Source organism: Pseudomonas mercuritolerans (genome assembly GCF_025706525.1).
Lineage (GTDB): Bacteria > Pseudomonadota > Gammaproteobacteria > Pseudomonadales > Pseudomonadaceae > Aquipseudomonas > Aquipseudomonas mercuritolerans.
Window position 1 is genome coordinate 484,571 of sequence record NZ_JAMSHA010000005.1, and the last position, 23,577, is coordinate 508,147.

Consider the following 23,577-nt stretch of genomic DNA (forward strand, 5'->3'; position numbering starts at 1 on the left):
ACACCTGATGAGACCCAGCCATGCCCGACAACAATAAAGAGCTGACCCTCAGCGCCCCGCTCAGCGGCCCGGTGCTGACGCTCGCCAACGTCCCGGACGCGGTGTTCGCCAGTGGCGCGATGGGCGACGGCATCGCCATCGACCCGCTCAACGACACGCTGTATTCGCCCTGCGCCGGCGTGGTCATCCACATTGCGCGCAGCAGCCACGCGGTGACCGTGCGCGCCGACAACGGTGCGGAAATCCTCCTGCATTTGGGCCTCGACACCGTTGAACTGAACGGCGAAGGTTTCGCCATGTTGGTCAAGGAAAGCGATTGCGTCAGCCTCGGTCAGCCGCTGCTGCGTTATGACCTGGACAAGGTCGGCCAGCACTGCAAAAGCCTGGTCAGCCTGTTGATCCTGACCAACAGCGCGGATTTTCAGGTGCGGCCGATCACCCTCAAAGCGGTGAAAGTCGGCGAGCCGTTGCTGCACATCATCGCGCGCAATGTGGTGGCGGCGAATGCCGATACAAGCGGCGGGCCTGAGGTTCGTGGCCAGGCGCGGGTCGCTCATCGCGGCGGCTTGCATGCGCGCCCGGCTGCGCTGATCCGCCAGACCGCCCAGGGTTTCAGCAGCCATTCACAGCTGCACTTCAACGGTAAATCGGCGCCGTGCAACAGCCTGATCGGTTTGATGGGTCTGGCCATTGGCGAGCAGGATGAGGTGCAGGTCAGTTGTCAGGGACCGGACGCCGATGCCGCGCTGCAAGCCTTGCTCAGCGCATTGGCCACGGCGCTGCCGGACGATCATCACGGGCAAGCGCCGACCACCACAGCCGCGCTGAAACGCCCGGCCGAGGCTGGCGTGTTGCACGGTGTTTGCGCGGCGCCGGGGCTGGTCGCCGGGCCGTTGTTTCGCTTGAACGCGATAACTCTACCGGCGGATGCGGGCCATCACGATCCAGTGCAACAGCAGCAGACGCTTGAAACGGCATTGAACGCGGTGCGCAGCGAAATCGCCGCCACCCTCGCCCAGGCGAAAAAGCACAAGAACGCCGACGAAGAAGCGATCTTCGCCGCACACATGGCGCTGCTCGAAGACCCGGCCCTGCTCGACGCCGCGCAGCAATTCATCGCGCAAGGCACCGCAGCGACGCACGCCTGGAGTCAGTCGATCGACACCCAGTGCGACATGCTGCAAGGCACCGGCAGTCCGCTGCTGGCCGAACGTGCCAACGATTTGCGCGACCTCAAGCAACGCGTGCTGCGTGCCCTGCTTGGCGAGGCCTGGCAATACCAGGTGCCGGCCGGCGCCATTGTTGCCGCCCATGAACTGACGCCATCGGATCTGCTGCAACTCAGCGCGCAAGGTGTCGCCGGGTTGTGCATGGCCGAGGGCGGCGCGACCTCGCACGTAGCGATTCTGGCGCGCGGCAAAGGCTTGCCGTGCATCGTCGCTTTGGGCGCGCAATTGCTTGAGCAGCCGCAAGATCAGGCCGTGGTGCTCGACGCTGACGACGGGCGCCTCGAATTGACGCCGAATGCGCAACGCCTGAGCGAAGTGCAACAGGCACAAATCCAGCGCCAGCAGCGTCGCGACAGCCAACAGGCCAAAGCCCATTTGCCCGCTGAAACGCGCAATGGCGTGCACATCGAAGTGGTCGCCAATGTCGCCTCAAGCAACGAAGCGGCAGACGCTTTTGCCAATGGTGCCGATGGCGTCGGCCTGTTGCGCACCGAGTTTCTCTTCGTTGATCGCCAGACGGCACCGGACGTCGAGGAACAGCGCAGCGCCTATCAAGCGGTGATCGATGCCATGGGCGACAAGTCGGTGATCATCCGCACCATCGACGTCGGTGGCGACAAGCAACTCGAGTACCTGCCGCTGCCCGCCGAGGCCAACCCGGTGCTCGGTCTGCGCGGCATTCGTCTGGCCCAGGCGCGGCCGGAAATTCTCGATCAGCAACTGCGCGCGCTGCTGCAGGTCAAGCCGTTGTCGCGTTGCCGGATTCTGTTGCCGATGGTCACCGAGGTCGACGAACTGCTGCACATCCGCCAGCGCGTCGATGCACTGCGGCTTGAAATGGGCATTGCCGAGCGCCCGGAAATCGGCGTGATGATCGAAGTCCCCGCCGCCGCGCTGCAAGCCGAGCAACTGGCCGAACACGCCGACTTTCTCTCGATCGGCACCAACGATCTGTCGCAATACACCCTGGCCATGGACCGCGATCACGCCGGGCTGGCGGCGCGGGTCGATGCCCTGCACCCCGCGTTGCTGCGTCTGATCGCCATGACCTGCGAAGGCGCGGCGGTGCACAAGCGCTGGGTGGGTGTCTGCGGCGCCCTCGCCTCCGACCCGCTGGCGACGCCGGTGCTGATCGGCCTCGGCGTCACCGAACTGTCGGTGAGCCCGGTGCAGATCGGTGAAATCAAGGACCGCGTACGTCAGTTGCATGAAGCCGAATGTCAGCGCCTGAGCCGCGACTTGCTCAAGCTGTCCAGCGCCGCTGCGGTGCGTCACGCCTGCCGTCAACATTGGCCGTTGCCCTAACAACAAGCTCTCGTTAAAGAGCAGGAGAACCACCATGTATCAACTCTTCATTGAAGGCCTGCAACGCCTCGGCCGCGCGCTGATGCTGCCGATCGCGATCCTGCCGATTGCCGGCCTGCTGCTGCGCCTGGGCGACACCGACCTGTTGAACATCGCGATCATTCACGATGCCGGGCAAGTGATCTTCGCCAACCTGGCGATGATCTTTGCCATCGGCATCGCCGTCGGTTTCGCCAAGGACAACAACGGCACCGCCGGCCTGGCCGGGGTGATCGGTTATCTGGTGATGATCTCCACGCTCAAGGTGCTCGACTCGACCATCAACATGGGCATGCTTGCCGGGATCGTCAGCGGCCTGTTGGCCGGCGCGCTGTACAACCGGTTCAAGGACATCAAGCTACCGGAGTATCTGGCGTTCTTCGGTGGCCGGCGGTTCGTGCCGATCGTCACCGGGTTCGCGGCGGTGGGGCTGGGCGTGCTGTTCGGCTATATCTGGCCGCCGATCCAGCAGGGCATCAATGCGTTCGGCGCGCTGATGATGGAAAGCGGCAGCATTGGCGCCTTCGTCTTCGGCGTCTTCAACCGTTTGCTGATCGTCACCGGCCTGCACCACATCCTTAACAACATGGCGTGGTTCGTCTTCGGCAACTTCACCGACCCGACCACCGGCGCGCTGGTGACCGGCGATCTGTCGCGGTATTTTGCCGGCGATCCGAAGGGCGGCCAGTTCATGACCGGCATGTTCCCGATGATGATCTTCGGCCTGCCCGCCGCGTGCCTGGCGATGTATCGCAACGCTTTGCCGGAGCGGCGCAACGTGATGGGCGGGATCTTCCTGTCGATGGCGCTGACCTCGTTTCTGACCGGCGTGACCGAGCCGATCGAATTTGCCTTCATGTTTCTCGCACCGCTGTTGTTCCTCCTGCACGCGCTGCTGACCGGGCTGTCGATGGCGATCACCAACGGTCTGAACATTCATCTGGGCTTCACCTTTTCCGGTGGCTTCATCGACATGATTCTCGGCTGGGGCAAGTCCACAAATGGCTGGTTGGTGGTGCCGGTCGGGCTGGCTTATGCGGTCATCTATTACCTGGTCTTCGACTTCTGTATCCGCCGCTTCAATCTGAAGACGCCGGGACGCGAAGACGTGGCCACGGCAGAAAAAGCCGTGCTTTCGGAAACCGAACGCGCCAGTGCGTATATCAAAGCCTTGGGCGGCGCCGAGAATCTGCTCACCGTCGGCGCCTGCACGACCCGACTGCGCCTGGAGATGGTCGATCGCAACAAGGCCTCGGATGCCGAGCTGAAAGCGCTGGGCGCGATGGCGGTAGTGCGCCCGGGCAAGGGCGGCAGTCTGCAGGTCGTGGTCGGGCCGTTGGCTGACAGCATTGCCGATGAAATCCGCTTGGCCATGCCTGCGCTGGGCCGAACAACGTTGGTGGAAACCGCAGTAATTGCCGATGAACCGAAGACCGTTGTGCTTACAAGCAACGAGGCTCAGCAATGGCTGAATGCACTGGGCGGTCGCGACAATGTGCTGCAGCTCGATTGCATCGCCATGACCCGCATTCGCCTGCAACTGGCCGATGGCAAGACGTTGTCAGAGGCGCAGTTGCAAGCGCTGGGCTGCCAGGGTGTCAGCCAGTTGGACGGTGGGATCTGGCATTTGCTGGTGGGTGACAAGGCAGCAAGTCTGAGCTGCGCGCTGGAGGGGTTGGTGAATCGCCAAGAGGTCAGCGCGCAGGTTTGAACGGGGGTGTTGGCGGGCCTGTTCGCGATCAGGCTCGCCAGCTTCGCAGATTCCACACTCCATACGTATGTACCACCCTCCTCCACGCCCCCCTCGCCATGCTGAGCGCTCATTCCCAATCTGGAGAGCGCCCGTGACCCCGGCAAAATCCCCAACACCCGCAGAGATCAACAGCAACGTCAACCAGATCAGCGACTATCTGTTTGACAGCCCGACCCCACTGCTTCCCGCACAAAAACCGACCGCTGAACAGACTTACCTGAAACGTCTCAACGAACAGCTCACCACTTACCGTAACGGCTTTTTGCAACGCAGCCGAGCGCTCTATCAGGCGCTGGAAACCAGCGATCTGCAAACCGCGGAAGGCAAACAGCTCATCGCAACCCAGAAGATCAGGCTCAACACCCAACTGATCAACATGGACCTGCGCGATCAGATCGACGGCAAGCCGGCGAAAACCTTCCTCAAATACGATGCTGGATTCACCGCCATTGAGCACGAAGCGCGGCAAGCCGTGACCGACCGACTGTTGCACCCGCAAGCCGGCGAGCTTCTGGAGAAACTCGGACTGGGGCCGATGCTGCGTCCGGCAATGTACGCGCTGCAATTCAGCTATCAGGGCAGCCGCGTCGAGCTGGCCGGCGCCTTTGTCGTCACCCAAAAGGACACTCCCCGTGTCAGCGATCTGCTGACAGACCAGAGCGTTGGCTTTGCCGTACTGTTCACACCCGTGCGCGGTCTCGAGTTCTTCAGCTCTCTGGCCGACCTCGATAGCCAATTGCGTGCGTCCCTGAACCAGGCCAGCGGTCGCGACGAGTTCATGTCCCTGTTGCCGACGCGCTACCACGACGTCGGCGCCGCGGGGATCTGGCCGCTGCGACTTGCAGCCATCGACAGCAAGCCGTTGTTCGAGCACACCTACGACGCGCTGATCGAAAAACGCACCCAGGACATCGAACGGGCGTTGAGCTTCGCCGACAATCCGCAGCAGGATCCCAAGTTACTGGTCAGCGCACTGGAGCGTGCAATCGCTGCGGCACTGCCTGATCTCACCGCGCGTCTTCAATTGCGTGCCCAGACCCTGTTCGAGCGCCACCTGCGCTACAGCGCGCCGGACTGGTATCGCAGCGCCAGTCCCGACAGGCAGACAGAACTCACGCAGCATGTCGCCAACTACAACCGTGCGCGTCAGCATCTGCTTGATCTGATGGAGCCGACGGGCAGCCTGGCGGCGCTTGCTCGCCACCAATGGCTGGAGCGCCTGAGTGATGACCTGGAGATCGACGACCTCGAACCGCACAAGCTGCAGATCAGCACCGATCGCCGAGTGCCGGGCTATGGGGTTTATGTGCATCGATGCAACTTGCTCGATCTGTCCTTGCGCGGGCCACACACCGGCGATGAACTGCCCGGTTCGGAGTTTTTGCGCTACACCACGCTCAGCTACGATGACGCGCCGTTGCCAGCAATGTACGCGGACGTGACTCCGGCGTGGCTGGTCGAACAAGCGCTCAAGATGCAACCTCGCGTCGACTACGCCAGCTTGCAAAAAGATATGCAGGCGCGGCCCACGATAAAGCCGGCGATCGAAAAGATGCTCGATCAACGCATCGTCGCGCTCGCGCATACGGCAGCGTTGCAAGGGCACCTGCTCGACACTGATCTGCAACTGATCGAGCGTCTGCGCAGCGCCAGCGACAGCCAACTGCAGGCCGCCACCCTTTGCGTGCATGGGGCGCAACTGCTGGACCTGTGGGTGCTGCGCCAGAGTGATGCGAATGGCGCGATCACGCGGATATTGCTGTGTACGCCTCAGGCACCTCGCGAGCAACAGTTCCAGGCTTTCGGCAGTGAGCGCGAGTGCCAGTCCCAGCTGTTGAGCTGGGCCAGGCACAGCGATGTCGCTGACAGCATGGCGGGTTACCTGATCAACCGTGCGCCCATGCGCTTTCGCCCGACCCTGCGCAAAGTGCTGGCCGGCCTGAGTTTCAAGCCTGGATCGCTGGAACATCAGAGGGTCACGTTCGAACATATCGGCAGTCACTCCGATTGCCTGCGAGCAATGGCCGAGCATGTACTGGCCACGCGTCTTGACGATTATGATTTCAGCACGCCGCCGTGGTATCGCCGGACCAGCATGGCCGACCGCAGAAAACTCACGACATTGACCGAGGATGCCGAGGGCGCCCTGCGTGGGTTCAATGACCATCCACTGTCGGGCGGACGTTTCCCGGCGTTTATCGATTTTGTCCACGAGCAAGCCCGGATCAGCCTGAACCGCCTGCTGCAGCGCCCGGCCAACGACGTCGACCCGGATACCGTCTGGGCCTATTCGCCACCCTCGATGGTGCGTTCGTCGACACCGCCGCCGATGACCTACACACAGCTGTATCGCGACGGCTATGCCGACGGCGTCGGTTTTCTCGATGAAAAATTTTCCAGCTCGGCTCGCTTCAAGGGGCCGCCAGGTATCGATATCAGCCTCCTGACCGCGCAGAAAGTAGCGCGCTCGGTCACTGGCGTATGGATCGGCCAACGCTACACCGACAAGGTCAAGAAGGAACTGCAGGGTTCAACCAGCGAGGGCTACGCTTTCAGACGCAACGCGACGCTGGCGATTACCCAGCGGCAGATGAAAAGCGCTGCGCTGGAAAGCCGGCTGCGAGGCAGCATCACCAGTCACGATCTGCAATGGCTGGAGCAAAGTATTACCAGCATGGATGAGACCTCCGGACCTGTGCGCACGAAATACGCGCTGCACCGGATGATGATCGATGGCGAATGGATAATTGATGTGTGGCTGTTCAGCCATGCCGAAAACCCGGTCCTGCTTTACACACCCGATGCGCCGGACGGCATCGGTTTTCGTGAGGCACGACAGTTCAATTACCTGCTCAAGAAACAGCCTGGCCTGATTGAATACCTCACGCTACGGGTAGGTGTCAGTGGCCAGGCCCGGGTTCGCACCTTCCTCGAAAATGCAAGAAAACAGTTACCCGACAGCCTCAATATCTCCATGCCCAGCCCGGCACGTTACGACTCGACCCGGTCGGTAAAACCTGTCAGCGATTTACGTACTGCGCTGTACAACATGAAATTGCAGCGCCGGATCGACAATGTCCACGCCACTACCACGAGCCGTACCGAGATGATCGCCGGTCTGATCTGGACCAGTGTCGAATGGGTGCTCGCCATTGCCACCGCGCCCTTCCCGCTGTTGAGTCTGAGCACTGGCCTGCTGCTGGCGTTCAAGGACGCCATGCTCGCTCTGCATGCCTACCGCCAGGGCGATACCAATGAAGCGTTCGGGCATCTGCTCGGTTACTGGTTCAACAGTGCCGGCGCGGTACTGACTGACCTGCGTCCCGCCCTGCGCTCGCTCAAACCTGTGCGCCGCCCTTTGCGCCGAATCAGCGCCAGTGCCAGCAACGAACAACGCAATGTGGTGACACTGATCGATCAAGTGGCTCCGGTCGCAGCTCCGGCGGACATGCAGCCGGTGGTATTCAGGGCACAGAATTTGTGGGCGTCGAACCAGCCCGATGCCCTCGGACGCTATCTGTTGCATCGCCTTGACCCGGACAGTGGCAGGTTGTTCTCGACCGGTATTCTGGCAGTGCGTGATTCAGAAGGCAGGATGGTGCGCAGTGGCATCAGCGGGGGGGCGCCGAAGTATGAAACCTTACCGCAGGCCTCCGGCCCGCACACAGATTACGGTGTGGCGGCCAAATATCGCGAACGCATCGAAACGGTGATGAACCCGCAAGCTCGAGAGGAGCTGCTCAAGCGCAGTGCGGACTACATGGTCCGTCCCGAGTCGATCGTCGCCGGGGCTGTCAGTGAAATGTCCTCGACGCGCAGAGCCTACCTGACGCAGGTCGAGAAGCTGACCAAGGATGCCACGCAGCATTTTTCCGAACTTGCCTCGCTACCCGCACGCCCGCAGGTCCCTGATGTCGGCGCCGATATATCGTTTGCCCAACTGATCGCCAGCGATGCGCTCAAGGGCAAAAACCTGGTAATCGGCGCGGTGCCCGCCTCGATCGCCAGTAAACAAGCGCTGATCCAGAATCTGGATGCGTTGGTCAGAAACGGCTACAGGCGTCTCTATATCGAATACCTGCCCGGAGACGTCTTCCCGCTCAAACTGGAAAAATTCAACGCGGGCAAATCCTGGCTGCATATCCGCAAGCATCTGCAAGCCGTGGATAAGGCGTTGGGCTGCGATGCGACGTTCTCCTACGAGGCGCTGGTGCGAGCGGCACGGGAAAAAGGCCTGAAAATCAGCGCGCTGGATGCTTCCACCTGCTACCGGGTCGAGGGCGCAATGGTCATGTCCGAGCTCTCGCCTCTGACGCCGAGAAGCAACAGCGTGCGAAATTTCTACTCGCACAAAATCCTTGCTGGCGATAGCGTTGACGCGCCAGACGAACGCTGGATCGTGCTCACGGAACAATCGCGGATGAGCACCTTCGACAACACACCGGGGCTTGCCGATCTTCACGATGCCGTGGCCGTGCGCATTGAAGACGTCGACCTGTACCAACCCGCGCGCATTGCCAGGGATGCGCCCGGCGGCATCGCCGGAGATGCATCAGCGCAAGGTGATTTTCTCGTCCAGATGCCGAGTACATACATGGCGCCTCTGCCAGCCTCCAGGCCGTCCGCCGCAGCGGCTGCCGTTGACCACTTCAGTGAATTCGATGTTGCTTCGCCACTGCGCAACGACATTGCTGAAATGTTGCAAAGGCCCTACTCCATGAACTCGTATTACACCCCGACAGTACCGAGTGAAAGAACGGCCTACGAGGCTTTCATTGCCCAGCGCGACCGTCTGGAAAAAGCGGCCAGAGACGCCTTCACTGCTTACGTCCCTCCCGACGCGCCGATCCTGCCGGTGCTCACCTCCGACTGCACATTCGAGGTTTTTTTGCGGCAATTGACCGACGCACGCTTGAATCTGCTGATCGGCGAAACCCACAGCGATACAGCCAGCAAAGCGCTGCTGAAAAAGCACATGAAAGCCCTCAAGGAAGCAGGGTACGACACGTTATATGTCGAGCACGTGTTCACCGACCTGCACCAGGCCGATCTCGATACTTTCCTGCGCACCCAGCGCATGCCGGACAGGCTTAAGGCGTATCTGCAGCGTCAGGATCACGGCCACATGCGCTTTTACCAAGGGAGCGATACGTACACCGAGGTCTATCAGGCCGCAGCCAAATACAACATGCGCATCAGGGCAATCGATTGCACGGCGTCCTACCACCTCAAGGGCATACATGACGTGGAAATCTCCCGAAACGAGATGTTCAGCTATTTCGCGACCCAAGTGATCGAAGCCGATCAACTGGCTCACGGACCGCATAAATGGGTGGCCCTCATCGGCAGCGCGCACACCAATTACAACCTCGGCGTGCCAGGTCTGGCCGATACACTTTCAGCCGTCAGCCTGCACGTACGCGACACGGCCCCTGAGCTGGCCAGGGACATCCACCGTGGCTCGTGGGAGTTTGTCAGCGACAAGAGCAAGGCCAACGTACAGGCCTTGAGCAGCGACTTTCTCATGGAGGTCGCCGTCCCCGGAACGAAAAAGCCTGTCGCGACGCCATCTGTCAGTCGCAGCAAACTGATCCAAACCGGCGACTTCCTGATCGAAAATGCAGATACCCGCAACGCTAGCGTTGTGCATAAATCCCGCAATGGCGAGATCGTTGTCACGCCGATCCAGGTCAATGACAAGGGTCTGTTATTCGTTGATCGTTGGGAGAAAAAAGGTGAGAGCTTCAAATACCTGCGGTTGTTGATCGACATGCTTGTAACAGACGTGAACCTGACACCGGTGACGTGACACCCGAGCGATTGCACGTCGTGGAAAACCACTGGGCTTGACGGCCCAGTGGTTTTTTTCATGCCTGGGGATCCACCCGATCCAGCGCACGGTTCACCGCCAGCTCGGCAAGCATGATGATCTGCTGAATCGCCAGCGCCGTATTGCGCTGCGGTCGCCCCAACTGATCGGCGAAATCACTGGCCAGGGTGTTGGCTGAAGCAAGTGACTCACAGGCATGGGCGAGCAGGGTTTCGGTGTCGATTTCGGGCTGGATCACAAACATGGTACTGGGAGGGTGCGCTTTGCTCGGCTGCGGACACAGGTAAAAATCCAGAGCCCGCTTGATCGCTTCGCGGTTCTTGGCGAGGTCGTCGGCGCGGATGGTTTGTTCGAGGGGGGGTGAGGGTTCGAGGGGTGGGTCGGGGACAGGTTTTGACATTGATACGTTCCTTATCAATAGCCAATCACTTGCCGTTTCTCACGCGGCGGAGTGGTGGCAGCAGTGTGCGGGGTGAGAAACCGGTAGGAACAAGCCCGGCCGGACCGAAGTCCGCCCGCACACAGCCGCCATAACAATGCAGACAGCAGGAATGCCGGCGGCGATTATGGTGGGACTGATTGTGGATTAACAGTTCCTAAGGGTTCTCACACCCGATCGCCGAAGTTTCGGCGACACCAAAAGACTAGAGATCGCACGTCCGACGGACAACCTGAAAACCTTGTGGGAAGGTTCTGCGAACTCAGACACTGCTTTAAACACACTCCAGATCGCCACCCTCACCCTAGCCCTCTCCCAGAGGGAGAAGGGACTGACCGAGTTGTTCAGGCGAGGTACGCCGACGTGACAGACCGAGTTGAACTCAGGATTTGAAAACCACACAAAATCGGCCCCCTCTCCCTCGGGAGAGGGCTGGGGTGAGGGGCAGCAACAACATAAATCAAAAGCCGGACGCCCACGCTTTTCACCACGCAATAGGCCGAGTGTCAGCTCGCCTGCTCTTGATCTTGATCCACCGGCGACGTCGGAACGAAGGAACCCGAGCCTGCGAGGGCCGAACGTAGGAGCAAGCGTTTTTTTGCTCATTTTTTTACTGGGCCGGCATTCCGGGCGTTTGTAAAAAAAGCGAGTCGCCGTAAGGGCGAAACCGCCAGCCGCAGCACCCGAAGCAACGGATATTCACCCAATCAGCCAGCATGCTCGCCTGTAAGGGCGCCTTCGCGAGCAGGCTCGCTCCCACAGTGAAAATGCGCCCGCCCAAAAATCAGCGGCAACAAAAAACCCGCAGACAATCAATCATCTGCGGGTCTCCCGTTCAAGCAGCAAAGAAGATCAGAAATCCTCCAGCCGCCACACTTCATAAGCCGGCGTCTCATACGGATGACTGAGCTTCAACGCCGCCACAACAGCCACGATCAACTCATCCGCCACCACAAGCTCAACCTTCCATTCCTCAACCCGCTCAACCTGCCCCGCCTCACCGATGAACGGCTGACTGCCGTCCAAAGGCCGAAACTGGCCAGAGCCAAGCACCTGCCACGCACAGTGGTCATAGTCACCGATCCGCCCACCACCGGCAGCGAACACAGCCCCTTTGACCACCTCGACATGACTGTCAGGAACAAAAAACGCCAGCTTGTACACGACGATCAGTTAACCCACACGCGAGCATTACGGAACATGCGCATCCATGGCGCGTCTTCGTTCCAGTCTTCCGAACGCCACGAATTCTGCACCGCACGGAACACACGCTCCGGGTGCGGCATCATGATCGTCACGCGGCCGTCACGGCTGGTCAGGCCGGTGATCCCGCGCGGCGAGCCGTTCGGGTTGGCCGGGTAGGCTTCGGTGACCTTGCCGTGGTTGTCGACGAAACGCATCGCCACGCAACCGGACAGATCGGCTTCCAGCAATGCTTCTTCGCTGGCGAACTCGGCGTGACCTTCACCGTGAGCGATGGCGATCGGCATGCGCGAACCGGCCATGCCCTGCAGGAAGATCGAGTTCGATTCCTGGATCTGCACCATCGCCACCCGCGCTTCGAACTGCTCGGAGCGGTTGCGCACGAAGTGCGGCCAGAACTCGCTGCCTGGGATCAGCTCGTGCAGGTTGGACATCATCTGGCAACCGTTGCACACGCCCAGCGTGAAGCTGTCGTTACGTTCGAAGAAGCCCTGAAACGCATCGCGGGCGCGGCTGTTGAACAGCGCCGACTTGGCCCAGCCCTCACCGGCGCCGAGCACGTCGCCGTAGGAGAAACCACCGCAGGCCACCAGGCCCTTGAACTCGTTGAGGTCGACACGACCGGCGAGGATATCGCTCATGTGCACGTCGATCGCGCTGAAACCGGCGCGGTCGAACGCGGCGGCCATTTCCACTTGACCGTTGACGCCCTGCTCACGCAGCACGGCAACCTGTGGGCGGATGCCTTTCTTGATGTAAGGCGCGGCGATGTCCTGATTGACGTCGTAGCTGAGCTTGACGCTCAGGCCCGGGTTGTCTTCTTCCAGCAGCGCGTCGAATTCCTGCTCGGCGCAGTCGGCGTTGTCGCGCAGACGCTGGATCTGGTAGCTGGTCTCGGCCCACTGACGTTGCAGCAGACGACGCTGGCCTTCGAACACGGTGTCACCGTTGAAGGTGATGTTGATCTGGCCATTGTTGATCGGCTGACCGATCACCGACACGCAGTCGCCCAGACCGGCGGCGCTGAATTGCGCGAGGATGTCCGGGGTGGCGTCCTGGCGAACCTGGATCACCGCACCGAGTTCTTCATTGAACAGGATCGCGGCGATTTCCGAAGCGGATTCGGCAACGCTGTCCAGGTTCAGGCTCAGACCGCAGTGGCCGGCGAAGGCCATTTCCACCACGGAAGTCAGCAGACCACCATCGGAACGGTCGTGGTAAGCCAGCAGGTGACCGTCGGCGTTGAGGCCCTGGATCACCGCGAAGAAGGCTTTCAGGTCTTCGGCGTCATCGACGTCCGGCGCATGCTTGCCGAGCTTGCCGTGGACTTGCGCGAGGATCGATGCACCCATGCGGTTCTGGCCGCGACCGAGGTCGATCAGGATCAGGTCGGTGGTGCCCTTGTCCATGCGCAGTTCCGGGGTCAGGGTCTGACGGATGTCAGCCACTGGCGCGAAACCGGTGACGATCAGCGACATTGGCGAGGTGACGGTCTTGTCTTCGCCGTTGTCATTCCAGCGCGTGGCCATGGACATCGAGTCCTTGCCCACCGGAATGGTGATGCCCAGCTCAGGGCACAGCTCCATGCCGACCGCTTTCACGGTGTCGTACAGACGCGCGTCTTCGCCCGGGTGGCCGGCCGCCGACATCCAGTTCGCCGACAGTTTGATGTCGGAGAGCTTGTTGATGCGCGAGGCGGCAATGTTGGTGATGGTTTCGCCGATGGCCATGCGGCCCGAGGCCGGCGCGTCCAGCAGAGCCAGCGGAGTACGCTCGCCCATCGCCATCGCTTCACCGGTGTACACGTCGAAACTGGTGGCAGTGACGGCAACGTCAGCCACCGGCACTTGCCATGGGCCAACCATCTGGTCACGGGCGACGAGGCCGGTGATGGTGCGGTCGCCGATAGTGATCAGGAAGCTTTTGCTGGCCACGGCCGGGTGATGCAGAACGCGTTCGATGGACTCGCTGATGTCGAGGTTCGACGGATCGAAGTCATCGCCCAGCTCGGCTTCGCGAACCACCGAACGGTGCATGCGCGGCGCCTTGCCCAGCAACACTTCCAGCGGCATGTCCACCGGGTTGTTGCCGAAGTGGCTATCCGTGACAGTAAGCTGCGGTTCGGCGGTGGCTTCACCGACGACGGCAAACGGGCAACGCTCGCGTTCGCAGATCGCCTGGAAGCGCTCGAAATCTTCCGGGCCGACCGCCAGCACGTAACGTTCCTGGGATTCGTTCGACCAGATTTCGTGCGGGGCCATGCCCGGCTCGTCATTCGGGATGTTGCGCAGTTCGAAACGGCCACCGCGGTCGCCGTCGTTGACCAGTTCCGGGAAGGCGTTGGACAGACCGCCCGCGCCGACGTCGTGGATGAAGCTGATCGGGTTCTTGTCGCCCAGTTGCCAGCAACGGTCGATGACTTCCTGGCAGCGGCGCTCCATTTCAGGGTTTTCACGCTGCACGGAAGCAAAATCCAGATCCGCCGAGCTGGTGCCAGTGGCCATCGACGAAGCCGCGCCGCCGCCCAGACCGATCAACATCGCCGGGCCGCCGAGGACGATCAGCTTGGAGCCGACGACGATCTCGCCTTTCTTGACGTGCTCTTCGCGGATGTTGCCCATGCCGCCAGCGAGCATGATCGGCTTGTGGTAACCGCGCACTTCGTCACCGTGCGGAGTGGTGATCGATTGTTCGAAGGTACGGAAGTAGCCAGTCAGGGCCGGACGACCGAATTCGTTGTTGAACGCAGCGCCGCCGAGCGGGCCTTCGATCATGATGTCCAGCGCGGTGACGATGCGCTCAGGCTTGCCGTACGGCACTTCCCACGGCTGTTCGAAGCCAGGGATCTGCAGGTTCGATACGGTGAAACCGGTGAGGCCGGCCTTTGGCTTGGCGCCGCGACCGGTTGCACCTTCGTCACGGATCTCGCCACCGGAACCGGTGGATGCGCCCGGGAACGGCGCAATCGCGGTCGGGTGGTTGTGGGTTTCAACCTTCATCAGAATGTGCACCGGCTCCTGCACCGCGCCGTACTGGCGGGTTTCAGGATTCGGGAAAAAGCGGCCGGCAACGTTGCCGACGATCACCGAAGCGTTGTCCTTGTAAGCGGACAGCACGCCTTCGCTGTGCATCTGATAGGTGTTCTTGATCATGCCGAACAGGCTTTTTTCCTGGCTCTGGCCGTCAATGTCCCAACTGGCGTTGAAGATCTTGTGGCGGCAGTGCTCGGAGTTGGCCTGGGCAAACATCATCAGTTCGATGTCATGCGGGTTGCGCTTCAGACCATTGAAGGCGTTGACCAGATAGTCGATCTCGTCTTCGGCCAGGGCCAGGCCCAGCTCGGTGTTGGCCTTTTCCAGCGCGGCGCGGCCGCCACCGAGGATGTCGATGGCGGTCAGCGGCTTCGGCTCGGCATGGCTGAACAGACCGGCGGCCTGCTCGAGGTTGGCCAGCACGATCTGGGTCATGCGGTCATGCAGCGCGTCCGAAATCAGCTGGGCTTCGGCTTCGCTGAACTGCCCTGCAACATAGAAGGCGATACCGCGTTCCAGACGCTGGATCTTGCTCAGGCCGCAGTTGCGGGCGATGTCGCTGGCCTTGCTCGACCACGGCGAGATGGTGCCGAAACGCGGCAACACCAGAAACAGACGGCCGGTAGGCTCTTGAACCGGAACACTTGGGCCGTACTTCAGAAGGCGCGCTAGCACCTGCTGTTCGTCGCCGGTCAGGACGCCGGTGACTTCGGCGAAGTGAGCGAATTCAGCATACAGGCCAGTGACAGCTGGAACCTTCTGGCTCAGTTGCTCAAGGAGTTTGCTGTGGCGAAAGGCAGAAAGGGCAGGAGCGCCGCGCAGGATCAACATCTTCGGGACAGCCTCGGGAAGGGGTGTGCTTTGAGGCCGTGCATTCTAGCCTAAACCGACCTCAACATCACCCGAAACGCTACGCACGGTTGCACTCGGGTAGCAATCTGTGTTTCTGCCTTCGGGGTCAGGTAAATCGAGCGTTTCAGCATGGCTTATTTTTACTGTAACAAAATGCCCTGAAGGCCCGTATTCAAGGGATTTCGTTCGATTTTGTGATCGCTAGCAGACTAGTCCTACGCTGTCGAGATATGGCGCCCGTGGCCGTTTGCGTATACTGCGCAGATGTTTTTCCCAACGGCTTTGCGTCCGCGATACGCCAAATGGCTGATCGCAACCGGACTCTTCCTGGTGCTCGGTGGCTGTGTTGATAAACCCAACACACTCGAGCGCGTAAAGGAGGACGGTGTGCTGCGCGTGGTTACCCGCAACAGCCCCGCCACCTACTTTCAGGATCGCAGCGGTGAAACCGGCTTCGAATACGAGCTGGTGAAGCGCTTTGCCGACGATTTGGGCGTCGAATTGAAGATCGAGACCGCCGACAACCTCGATGACCTGTTCAACCAGGTCGGCAAGCCGAACGGCCCGGTACTCGCGGCCGCCGGTCTGGTCAGCAGCGATGAACGCAAGAAGCAGGTGCGGTTCTCCCACTCCTACCTCGAAGTCACCCCGCAGATCATCTACCGCAACGGCCAGTCGCGTCCCACCGATCCGGCGGATCTGGTCGGCAAGAAGATCACCGTGCTCAAGGGCAGCACCCACGCCGAACAACTGGCCGCGCTGAAACAGAAATATCCCGGCATCGAATACGAAGAATCCGACGCGGTTGAAGTGGTCGATCTGCTGCGCATGGTCGATGAGGGCCAGATCGATCTGACCCTGGTCGACTCCAACGAAGTGGCGATGAATCAGGTGTACTTCACCAACATCCGCGTCGCCTTCGACCTCGGCGACGCGCGCAGTCAGAGCTGGGCGGTGGGCCCGGGCGAAGACAACAGCCTGCTCAATGAAATCAACGCCTATCTGGACAAGGTGCAGAAGAACGGCACCCTGCAACGCCTGAAGGACCGCTACTACGGCCATGTCGATGTGCTTGGCTACATGGGCGCCACCACCTTTGCCCAGCACTTGCAGCAGCGCCTGCCGAAATACGAACAGCACTTCAAGAACTACGCGAAGAAAGAGAAAGTCGACTGGCGGCTGCTCGCCGCCATCGGTTATCAGGAATCCCTGTGGCAGCCGACGGTAACGTCAAAAACCGGCGTGCGCGGCCTGATGATGCTGACCCAGAACACTGCGCAGGCGATGGGCGTATCGAACCGCCTCGATCCCAAGCAGAGCATCATGGGCGGCGCCAAGTACCTGGCTTATATGAAGGATCAGCTGGACGATTCGATCCAGGAACCGGATCGCACCTGGTTCGCCCTGGCGGCGTACAACGTCGGCAGCGGTCATCTGGACGACGCGCGCAAACTGGCGGCGAAGGAAGGCTTGAATCCGGACAAGTGGCTGGACGTGAAAAAGATCCTGCCGCGTCTGTCGCAGAAACAGTGGTACAGCAAGACCCGTTACGGCTACGCCCGTGGCGGCGAGCCAGTGCATTTCGTGGCGAACATTCGTCGCTACTACGACATCCTCACCTGGGTAACCCAGCCGCAACTTGAAGGCGACCAGGTGGCCGAGGGCAACCTGCATGTTCCGGCGATCGACAAGTCGAAACCGGCGCAAGAGCCCGCCCCTCTTTAAAGCACAAGATCGCAGCCTTCGGCAGCTCCTACAGGGTTATGTGTACACCTGTAGGAGCTGCCGAAGGCTGCGATCTTTTGTTCTTAGCCCTTGAGAGCAGCAGCCAGGATCAGCGCTTTCATCTCCGACACAGCAGATTTGAAGCCGACAAACAACGCATGCGCCACCAGCGCATGGCCGATGTTCAGTTCGTTGATGCCTTTGATCGCCGCCACGGCCTCGACGTTGTGGTAATGCAGGCCATGCCCGGCATTGACGATCAGGCCCTGCGCCAGTCCAAACGCCACGCCATCAGCGACGCGCTTGAGCTCTTCAGCCACTTCGGTGGGAGTTTCGGCATCGGCGTAACGACCGGTGTGCAGCTCGATGGCCGGCGCACCGACGCGCTTGGAGGCGGCGATCTGGCGCTCGTCGGCGTCGATAAACAGCGACACTTCGCTGCCGATCTTCGACAAGCGCTCGACCGCAGCCCTAATGCGTTCTTCCTGCCCCGCCACATCCAGCCCACCTTCGGTGGTCAGTTCCTGACGGGTTTCCGGGACCAGGCAGATGTGCGCAGGGCGAATACGCTCGGCGAACGCCATCATTTCTTCGGTGACACCCATTTCGAAATTCATGCGGGTTTGCAGCACATCCTTGAGCAGCAGCACGTCGCGCTCCTGGATGTGACGGCGATCTTCGCGCAGGTGCACGGTGATGCCATCAGCGCCCGCCTCTTCTGCGTCCAGCGCCGCTTTGACCGGATCCGGGTAGCGCGTGCCACGGGCCTGGCGCAGGGTGGCGACGTGGTCGATGTTCACGCCGAGAAGAATGCGATTGCTGCTGGTCACGGATGCGCTCCTGAATTGAGAGGTTCGGCGCACAGCATATCAGGGCTTGCGAAACAGCTCGCGACTGACAAGCGGACGCCCGCCCAAATGCACCGCCAGCGCCTGGCGCATCAGACGCTTGGCCGCCGACAGCGCACCGGGCGCCGACCAGTCGGCTTCGGCCATGGCCAGCAGTTCGGTACCGTTGAACAGGCCTGGTTGCAGCAGATACACCCTTTCGAGACCGGCATCGACTTGCAGGCGATAGAGACCGTCAGGTGCGACAGGCTCACCGTGCATATCGGTGTTCATGGAGAAGCCGTAGCCGAGATCATCCAGCAATCGCCATTCGAAGGAGCGCAACAAAGGCTCCAGCGGTCGACCTTCGGCCAGCGCCAAGAGGGTCGCGGCATAGTGGTCGAATACGGCGGGATGCGGGTCTTCGGCGGGCAGCAGGCGAATCAACAGTTCGTTGAGATACAGACCGCTGAACAGCGCCTCGCCGTTGAGCCATGCCGAGGTGCCGGAGCTCTCCATGCGCCCGACATTCTTCAGCTCGCCCTTGCCACGGAACTCGACTTCCAGCGCAACGAATGGCCGCGCCAGCGTCCCGGCCTTGCCCCGCGCACTACGCAACACCGCCCGCAGCCGACCTTGCGGCGTGAGAAAATCGACCAGTGCGCTGGTTTCGCGATAGGCGCGCGAATGCAGGACATAGGCGGGTTGGGCGGGGGGCGGGTTTTGCGACATTGAGTTCTCGATGAAGAAACGCGGTTTTTACATGCAACCCAAAACCACTGTGGGAGCGAGCCTGCTCGCGAAAGCGGAGTGACAGTCAACATCAATGCTGAATGTTACATCCTCTTCGCGAGCAGGCTCGCTCCCACAGTGGGTATCGGTGTTCTCGAGATCGCTACTTACAGGTCGCCGTAACCCAGCGAACGCAGCGCACGCTCGTCATCGGACCAGCCGCCCTTCACCTTGACCCACAGGTTGAGCATGATCTTGGAGTCGAACAGCAGCTCCATATCCTTGCGCGCCTCGGTGCCGATGCGTTTGATGCGCTCGCCCTTGTCGCCAATGATGATCTTCTTCTGGCCGTCACGCTCGACAAGAATCAGCGCGTGAATGTGCAGGGTCTTGCCCTGCTGCTTGAATTCTTCGATTTCGACGGTGATCTGGTACGGCAGCTCGGCGCCCATCTGGCGCATGATTTTCTCGCGCACCAGCTCGGCGGCAAGGAAACGGCTGCTGCGGTCGGTGATCTGGTCTTCCGGGAAGAAGTGATCATTTTCCGGCAGGTGGTCGGCGATGACCTTTTCCAGCGCGTCGAGGTTGTGCCCGTGCTGCGCGGAAATCGGGATGATCTGCGCGTTCGGCAGCTGTTCCTGCAACCAGCTCAGGTGCGGCATCAGCTCGGCTTTGTCTTCGATGCGATCGGTCTTGTTCAGCGCGACGATCAGCGGGCCGGTCACGTACTGCACACGCTCCAGAACCATCTGGTCTTCGTCGGTCCACTTGGTGCGGTCGACGACGAAGATCACCACGTCGACGTCTTTCAACGCCGCCGAAGCGGTTTTGTTCATGTAACGGTTCAGGGCCTTTTCGCCACCCTTGTGCATGCCCGGGGTGTCGACGTAGATCGCCTGCACGTCGCCCTCTGTCTTGATCCCGAGCATGTTGTGGCGGGTGGTCTGCGGCTTGCGCGAAGTGATCGCGAGCTTCTGCCCGAGGATGTGGTTGAGCAGCGTCGACTTGCCGACGTTGGGACGGCCGACGATGGCAACGTAGCCACAGCGAGTTGCGTTTGTATCAGTCATTGCCATTCTCCACGCCCAGGGCAATCAGTGCTGCGGCGGCCGCTACCTGTTCGGCAATACGACGACTCACACCCTGACCTCGGCTTTTTTCATTCAGTAAGACCACTTCGCATTCGACGAAGAAGGTTCGGCAGTGCGGTTCGCCCTGGATATCCACCACTTCGTAGCGTGGCAGTTCGCAACCGCGCGATTGCAGATGTTCCTGCAAGCGGGTTTTCGGATCCTTGTTGGTGTCGACCAGCGTCAGCCCTTCGAACTCGCCGGCCAACCACGCCAGCACGCGCTCGCGGGCGACGTCCATGCCGGCATCGAGGTAGATCGCACCGATCAGAGCCTCGAGGGCATCGGCGAGAATCGATTCACGGCGGAAACCACCGCTCTTCAGTTCACCCGATCCCAGGCGCAGATAATCGCCGAGGTCGAAACCGCGAGCCAGTACGGCCAGCGTCTCACCTTTTACCAGCCGTGCGCGCAAACGCGACAACTGGCCTTCGCGGGCCAGCGGGAAGCGATCGAACAGCGCCTCGCCAGCGACGAAGTTGAGGATGGCATCACCGAGGAATTCCAGACGCTCGTTGTTTCGCCCGGCAAAACTGCGGTGCGTGAGGGCCAGCAGCATCAGCTCCTGGTCCTTGAAGGTGTAACCGAGCTGGCGCTCGAGACGGCTTAGAGAAACGCTCACGGTTTACCCACGCTGAGTTCGTGGCTGGTTTCCACTGCCATCGCCGGGGTACGGCGCAGGCCTGGGACAATTAACGCTGTGTTCAAAAAATAAATCCTGGCGATTGCGAAGCCGATTGTGCCGGCTCCAGAAATGCATTCGGCGCTGTGGTCAACAGCGCCGTGTTTGATTACTTGATCAGGCCAACCCGCGAGAAATTCGGCAGGTGGCTGAGTTTCGGCTCCGGCCAGCTCATCCAGACCGCGAAGGCCTTGCCGACAATATTCTTGTCGGGAACCATGCCCAGCAGGTCCTTGGGAATGTTCGGATCATCCCAGTAGCGGCTGTCGTTCGAATTGTCGCGGTTGTCACCCATCATGAAGTAGTGCCCGGCAGGCACTGTCCACGAACGGTCCGGGGTGGCGCGGTAACGGCTCATTTCCTTGCGGATCAGGTGTTCGGCTGCGCCGAGTTTTTCCTGATAGAGCTCCGCGCTGCCCAGCGAACCCGCTTCGGCGCCGACCATCTTCTCGGCAATCGACTCGCCGTTGACCAACAGACGCTTGTCGGCGGTGTAACGCACCGTGTCACCGGGCAGGCCGACCACACGCTTGATGTAGTTGACGTTCGGGTCGCTCGGGTAGCGGAACACCATCACATCACCGCGCTGCGGGTCACCGACTTCGATGATCTTCTTGTCGATCACCGGCAGACGGATGCCGTAGGAAAACTTGTTCACCAGAATGAAGTCGCCGACGTCCAGGGTCGGTTTCATCGAGCCGGACGGGATCTGGAACGGCTCCACCAGGAACGAACGCAGCACCAGCACGATGAACAGCACCGGAAAGAACGACTTGCCGTATTCAACCAGCAGCGGCTCTTTGTTCAGCTTCTCGACCACCACAGGCTCGGGCTGGCTGACACTGCCTTGATAAGAGGCAATGGCAGCACGCCGACGAGGTGCCAGGAACAGCAGATCAAGCAACGCCAACAGGCCGCAGACGAACACGGCGATGACCAGCAACAGCGGGAAATTTAGCGACATAGGACCTGATTATTCCAACCTGAGCACGGCGAGGAAGGCTTCCTGTGGAATTTCCACGTTGCCGACCTGTTTCATGCGTTTCTTACCGGCCTTCTGCTTCTCGAGCAGTTTCTTCTTACGACTGACGTCACCGCCGTAGCATTTGGCCAATACGTTCTTTCTGAGCGCCTTGACGGTTGTCCGCGCCACGATCTGACCACCAATGGCAGCCTGAATCGCCACGTCGAACATCTGACGAGGAATCAGTTCTTTCATCTTCTCGGTCAACTGGCGACCTTTGAAGTGCGAATTGTCACGGTGCACGATCAATGCCAGGGCATCGACCTTGTCGCCGTTGATCAGCACGTCCAGTTTCACCAGATTAGCCGATTGGTACCGATCGAAATGGTAGTCCAGCGAAGCATAGCCGCGGCTGGTGGACTTGAGACGGTCGAAGAAGTCCAGGACCACTTCGTTCATCGGCAGGTCGTAGGTCACTTGCACCTGATTGCCGAGGAACAGCATGTCGACCTGCACGCCGCGTTTCTCGATGCACAGGGTGATGACGTTGCCCAAATGTTCCTGCGGTACGAGGATATTGGCGCGCACGATTGGCTCGCGCATGTCCTCGATCGCCGACACGTCCGGAAGCTTCGACGGGTTGTCGACGTAAATCGTTTCACCGGTTTTCAGCACCAGCTCGAAAATTACCGTCGGCGCAGTGGTGATCAGGTCCAGGTCGTACTCGCGCTCGAGGCGCTCCTGGATGATTTCCATGTGCAGCATGCCGAGGAAGCCACAACGGAAGCCGAAGCCCAGCGCGTCGGAGCTTTCCGGGGTGTACTGCAGCGACGAGTCGTTCAGGGTCAGCTTCTGCAGCGCTTCGCGGAAATCCTCGAAGTCGTCGGAGCTGACCGGGAACAGACCGGCGTAAACCTGTGGCTGGATGCGTTTGAAGCCCGGCAGCACCGGCACGTCCGGCGTGGAGCTCAAGGTCAGGGTGTCACCCACCGGTGCACCGTGAATGTCCTTGATGCTGGCGATGATGAAGCCCACTTCGCCGGCCTTCAGATCGACGGTGGCGGTGTGTTTCGGGTTGAACACGCCGACGCTGTCGACCAGGTGCACCTTGCCGGTGGACTTGACCAGAATCTTGTCGCCCTTCTTCACACGGCCGTGGCGCACACGTACCAGGGAAACAACGCCCAGGTAGTTGTCGAACCAGGAGTCGATGATCAACGCTTGCAGCGGATCTTCGATGTTGCCGGTCGGCGCAGGGATGGTGTGCACCAGACGCTCGAGCACTTCGTCGACACCCAGGCCGGTCTTGGCGCTGCAGGTGACGGCGTCGGTAGCGTCAATGCCGATGATCTTCTCGATCTCGTCCTTGACGCGATCCGGCTCGGCCTGTGGCAGGTCGATCTTGTTCAGTACCGGCATGACCTCCAGGCCCTGCTCGATGGCGGTGTAGCAGTTGGCCACGGACTGGGCTTCGACGCCCTGCCCCGCATCGACCACCAGCAAGGCACCTTCGCACGCGGCCAGGGAACGGCTGACTTCGTAGGTGAAGTCGACGTGGCCCGGGGTGTCGATGAAGTTCAACTGATAGGTGATGCCGTCTTTGGCTTTGTAATAGAGGGTAACGCTGTGGGCCTTGATGGTGATCCCGCGTTCACGCTCAAGATCCATGGAATCCAGTACCTGGGCTTCCATTTCACGCTCGGCCAGGCCGCCGCACATCTGGATGAAACGGTCAGCCAGCGTCGACTTGCCATGGTCAATGTGGGCGATGATGGAGAAATTGCGGATATGACTCAAATCACTCACGGATCAACACTCAAAAAGGCTGCAGGCTT

13 protein-coding genes are annotated in these 23,577 nt (G+C 60.7%); 4 read left to right on the forward strand and 9 right to left on the reverse strand.

Annotated elements, in window-relative coordinates:
* Positions 1–20 precede the first annotated feature (20 nt).
* From ptsP to ND528_RS17095, 3 genes are all read left to right on the forward strand, one after another.
* Complete coding sequence (gene ptsP / locus ND528_RS17085; protein WP_263470768.1) at positions 21–2,534, forward strand: phosphoenolpyruvate--protein phosphotransferase; 2,514 nt, start codon at positions 21–23, stop codon at positions 2,532–2,534.
* A 34-nt stretch (positions 2,535–2,568) separates the two neighbouring features.
* A complete protein-coding gene (gene nagE / locus ND528_RS17090; protein WP_263470769.1) occupies positions 2,569–4,284 on the forward strand; it encodes an N-acetylglucosamine-specific PTS transporter subunit IIBC in 1,716 nt (571 codons plus the stop codon).
* Positions 4,285–4,417: 133 nt separating this feature from the next.
* A complete protein-coding gene (locus ND528_RS17095) occupies positions 4,418–10,135 on the forward strand; it encodes a membrane-targeted effector domain-containing toxin (RefSeq protein WP_263470770.1) in 5,718 nt (1,905 codons plus the stop codon).
* A gap of 58 nt (positions 10,136–10,193) precedes the next feature.
* Here ND528_RS17095 and ND528_RS17100 read toward each other — a convergent pair whose 3' ends face one another.
* From ND528_RS17100 to purL, 3 genes are all read right to left on the reverse strand, one after another.
* Complete coding sequence (locus ND528_RS17100) at positions 10,194–10,556, reverse strand: DUF6124 family protein (protein ID WP_137215211.1); 363 nt, start codon at positions 10,554–10,556, stop codon at positions 10,194–10,196.
* 891 nt (positions 10,557–11,447) lie between these two features.
* Complete coding sequence (locus tag ND528_RS17105; protein WP_095050948.1) at positions 11,448–11,759, reverse strand: Nif3-like dinuclear metal center hexameric protein; 312 nt, start codon at positions 11,757–11,759, stop codon at positions 11,448–11,450.
* Between the two features lie 5 nt (positions 11,760–11,764).
* A complete protein-coding gene (purL, locus tag ND528_RS17110; RefSeq protein WP_263470771.1) occupies positions 11,765–15,661 on the reverse strand; it encodes a phosphoribosylformylglycinamidine synthase in 3,897 nt (1,298 codons plus the stop codon).
* Between the two features lie 285 nt (positions 15,662–15,946).
* On the opposite strand from purL, the gene mltF reads away from it, so the two are divergent.
* Positions 15,947–17,407 carry a membrane-bound lytic murein transglycosylase MltF gene (gene mltF / locus ND528_RS17115; protein ID WP_024011704.1) on the forward strand — a complete coding sequence of 487 codons (1,461 nt, stop codon included), beginning with the start codon at positions 15,947–15,949 and terminating at the stop codon, positions 17,405–17,407.
* 83 nt (positions 17,408–17,490) lie between these two features.
* Here mltF and pdxJ read toward each other — a convergent pair whose 3' ends face one another.
* The 6 genes from pdxJ to lepA form a co-directional block, all read right to left on the reverse strand.
* A complete protein-coding gene (gene pdxJ / locus ND528_RS17120; protein WP_016771560.1) occupies positions 17,491–18,237 on the reverse strand; it encodes a pyridoxine 5'-phosphate synthase in 747 nt (248 codons plus the stop codon).
* Positions 18,238–18,276: 39 nt separating this feature from the next.
* Entirely contained in the window at positions 18,277–18,966 is a 690-nt protein-coding gene (gene recO, locus ND528_RS17125) for a DNA repair protein RecO (RefSeq protein WP_016771561.1), read from the reverse strand.
* A gap of 167 nt (positions 18,967–19,133) precedes the next feature.
* Positions 19,134–20,036 carry a GTPase Era gene (gene era / locus ND528_RS17130; RefSeq protein WP_007909024.1) on the reverse strand — a complete coding sequence of 301 codons (903 nt, stop codon included), beginning with the start codon at positions 20,034–20,036 and terminating at the stop codon, positions 19,134–19,136.
* Positions 20,029–20,718 (reverse strand): ribonuclease III, encoded by a 690-nt coding sequence (gene rnc / locus ND528_RS17135; protein ID WP_024011703.1) that lies wholly within the window; start codon positions 20,716–20,718, stop codon positions 20,029–20,031. The genes era and rnc overlap by 8 nt, the downstream gene beginning before the upstream one ends.
* A 169-nt stretch (positions 20,719–20,887) precedes the next feature.
* Entirely contained in the window at positions 20,888–21,742 is an 855-nt protein-coding gene (gene lepB, locus ND528_RS17140; protein WP_122508283.1) for a signal peptidase I, read from the reverse strand.
* A gap of 9 nt (positions 21,743–21,751) precedes the next feature.
* Positions 21,752–23,548 (reverse strand): translation elongation factor 4, encoded by a 1,797-nt coding sequence (gene lepA / locus ND528_RS17145; RefSeq protein ID WP_016771564.1) that lies wholly within the window; start codon positions 23,546–23,548, stop codon positions 21,752–21,754.
* Positions 23,549–23,577 lie beyond the last annotated feature (29 nt).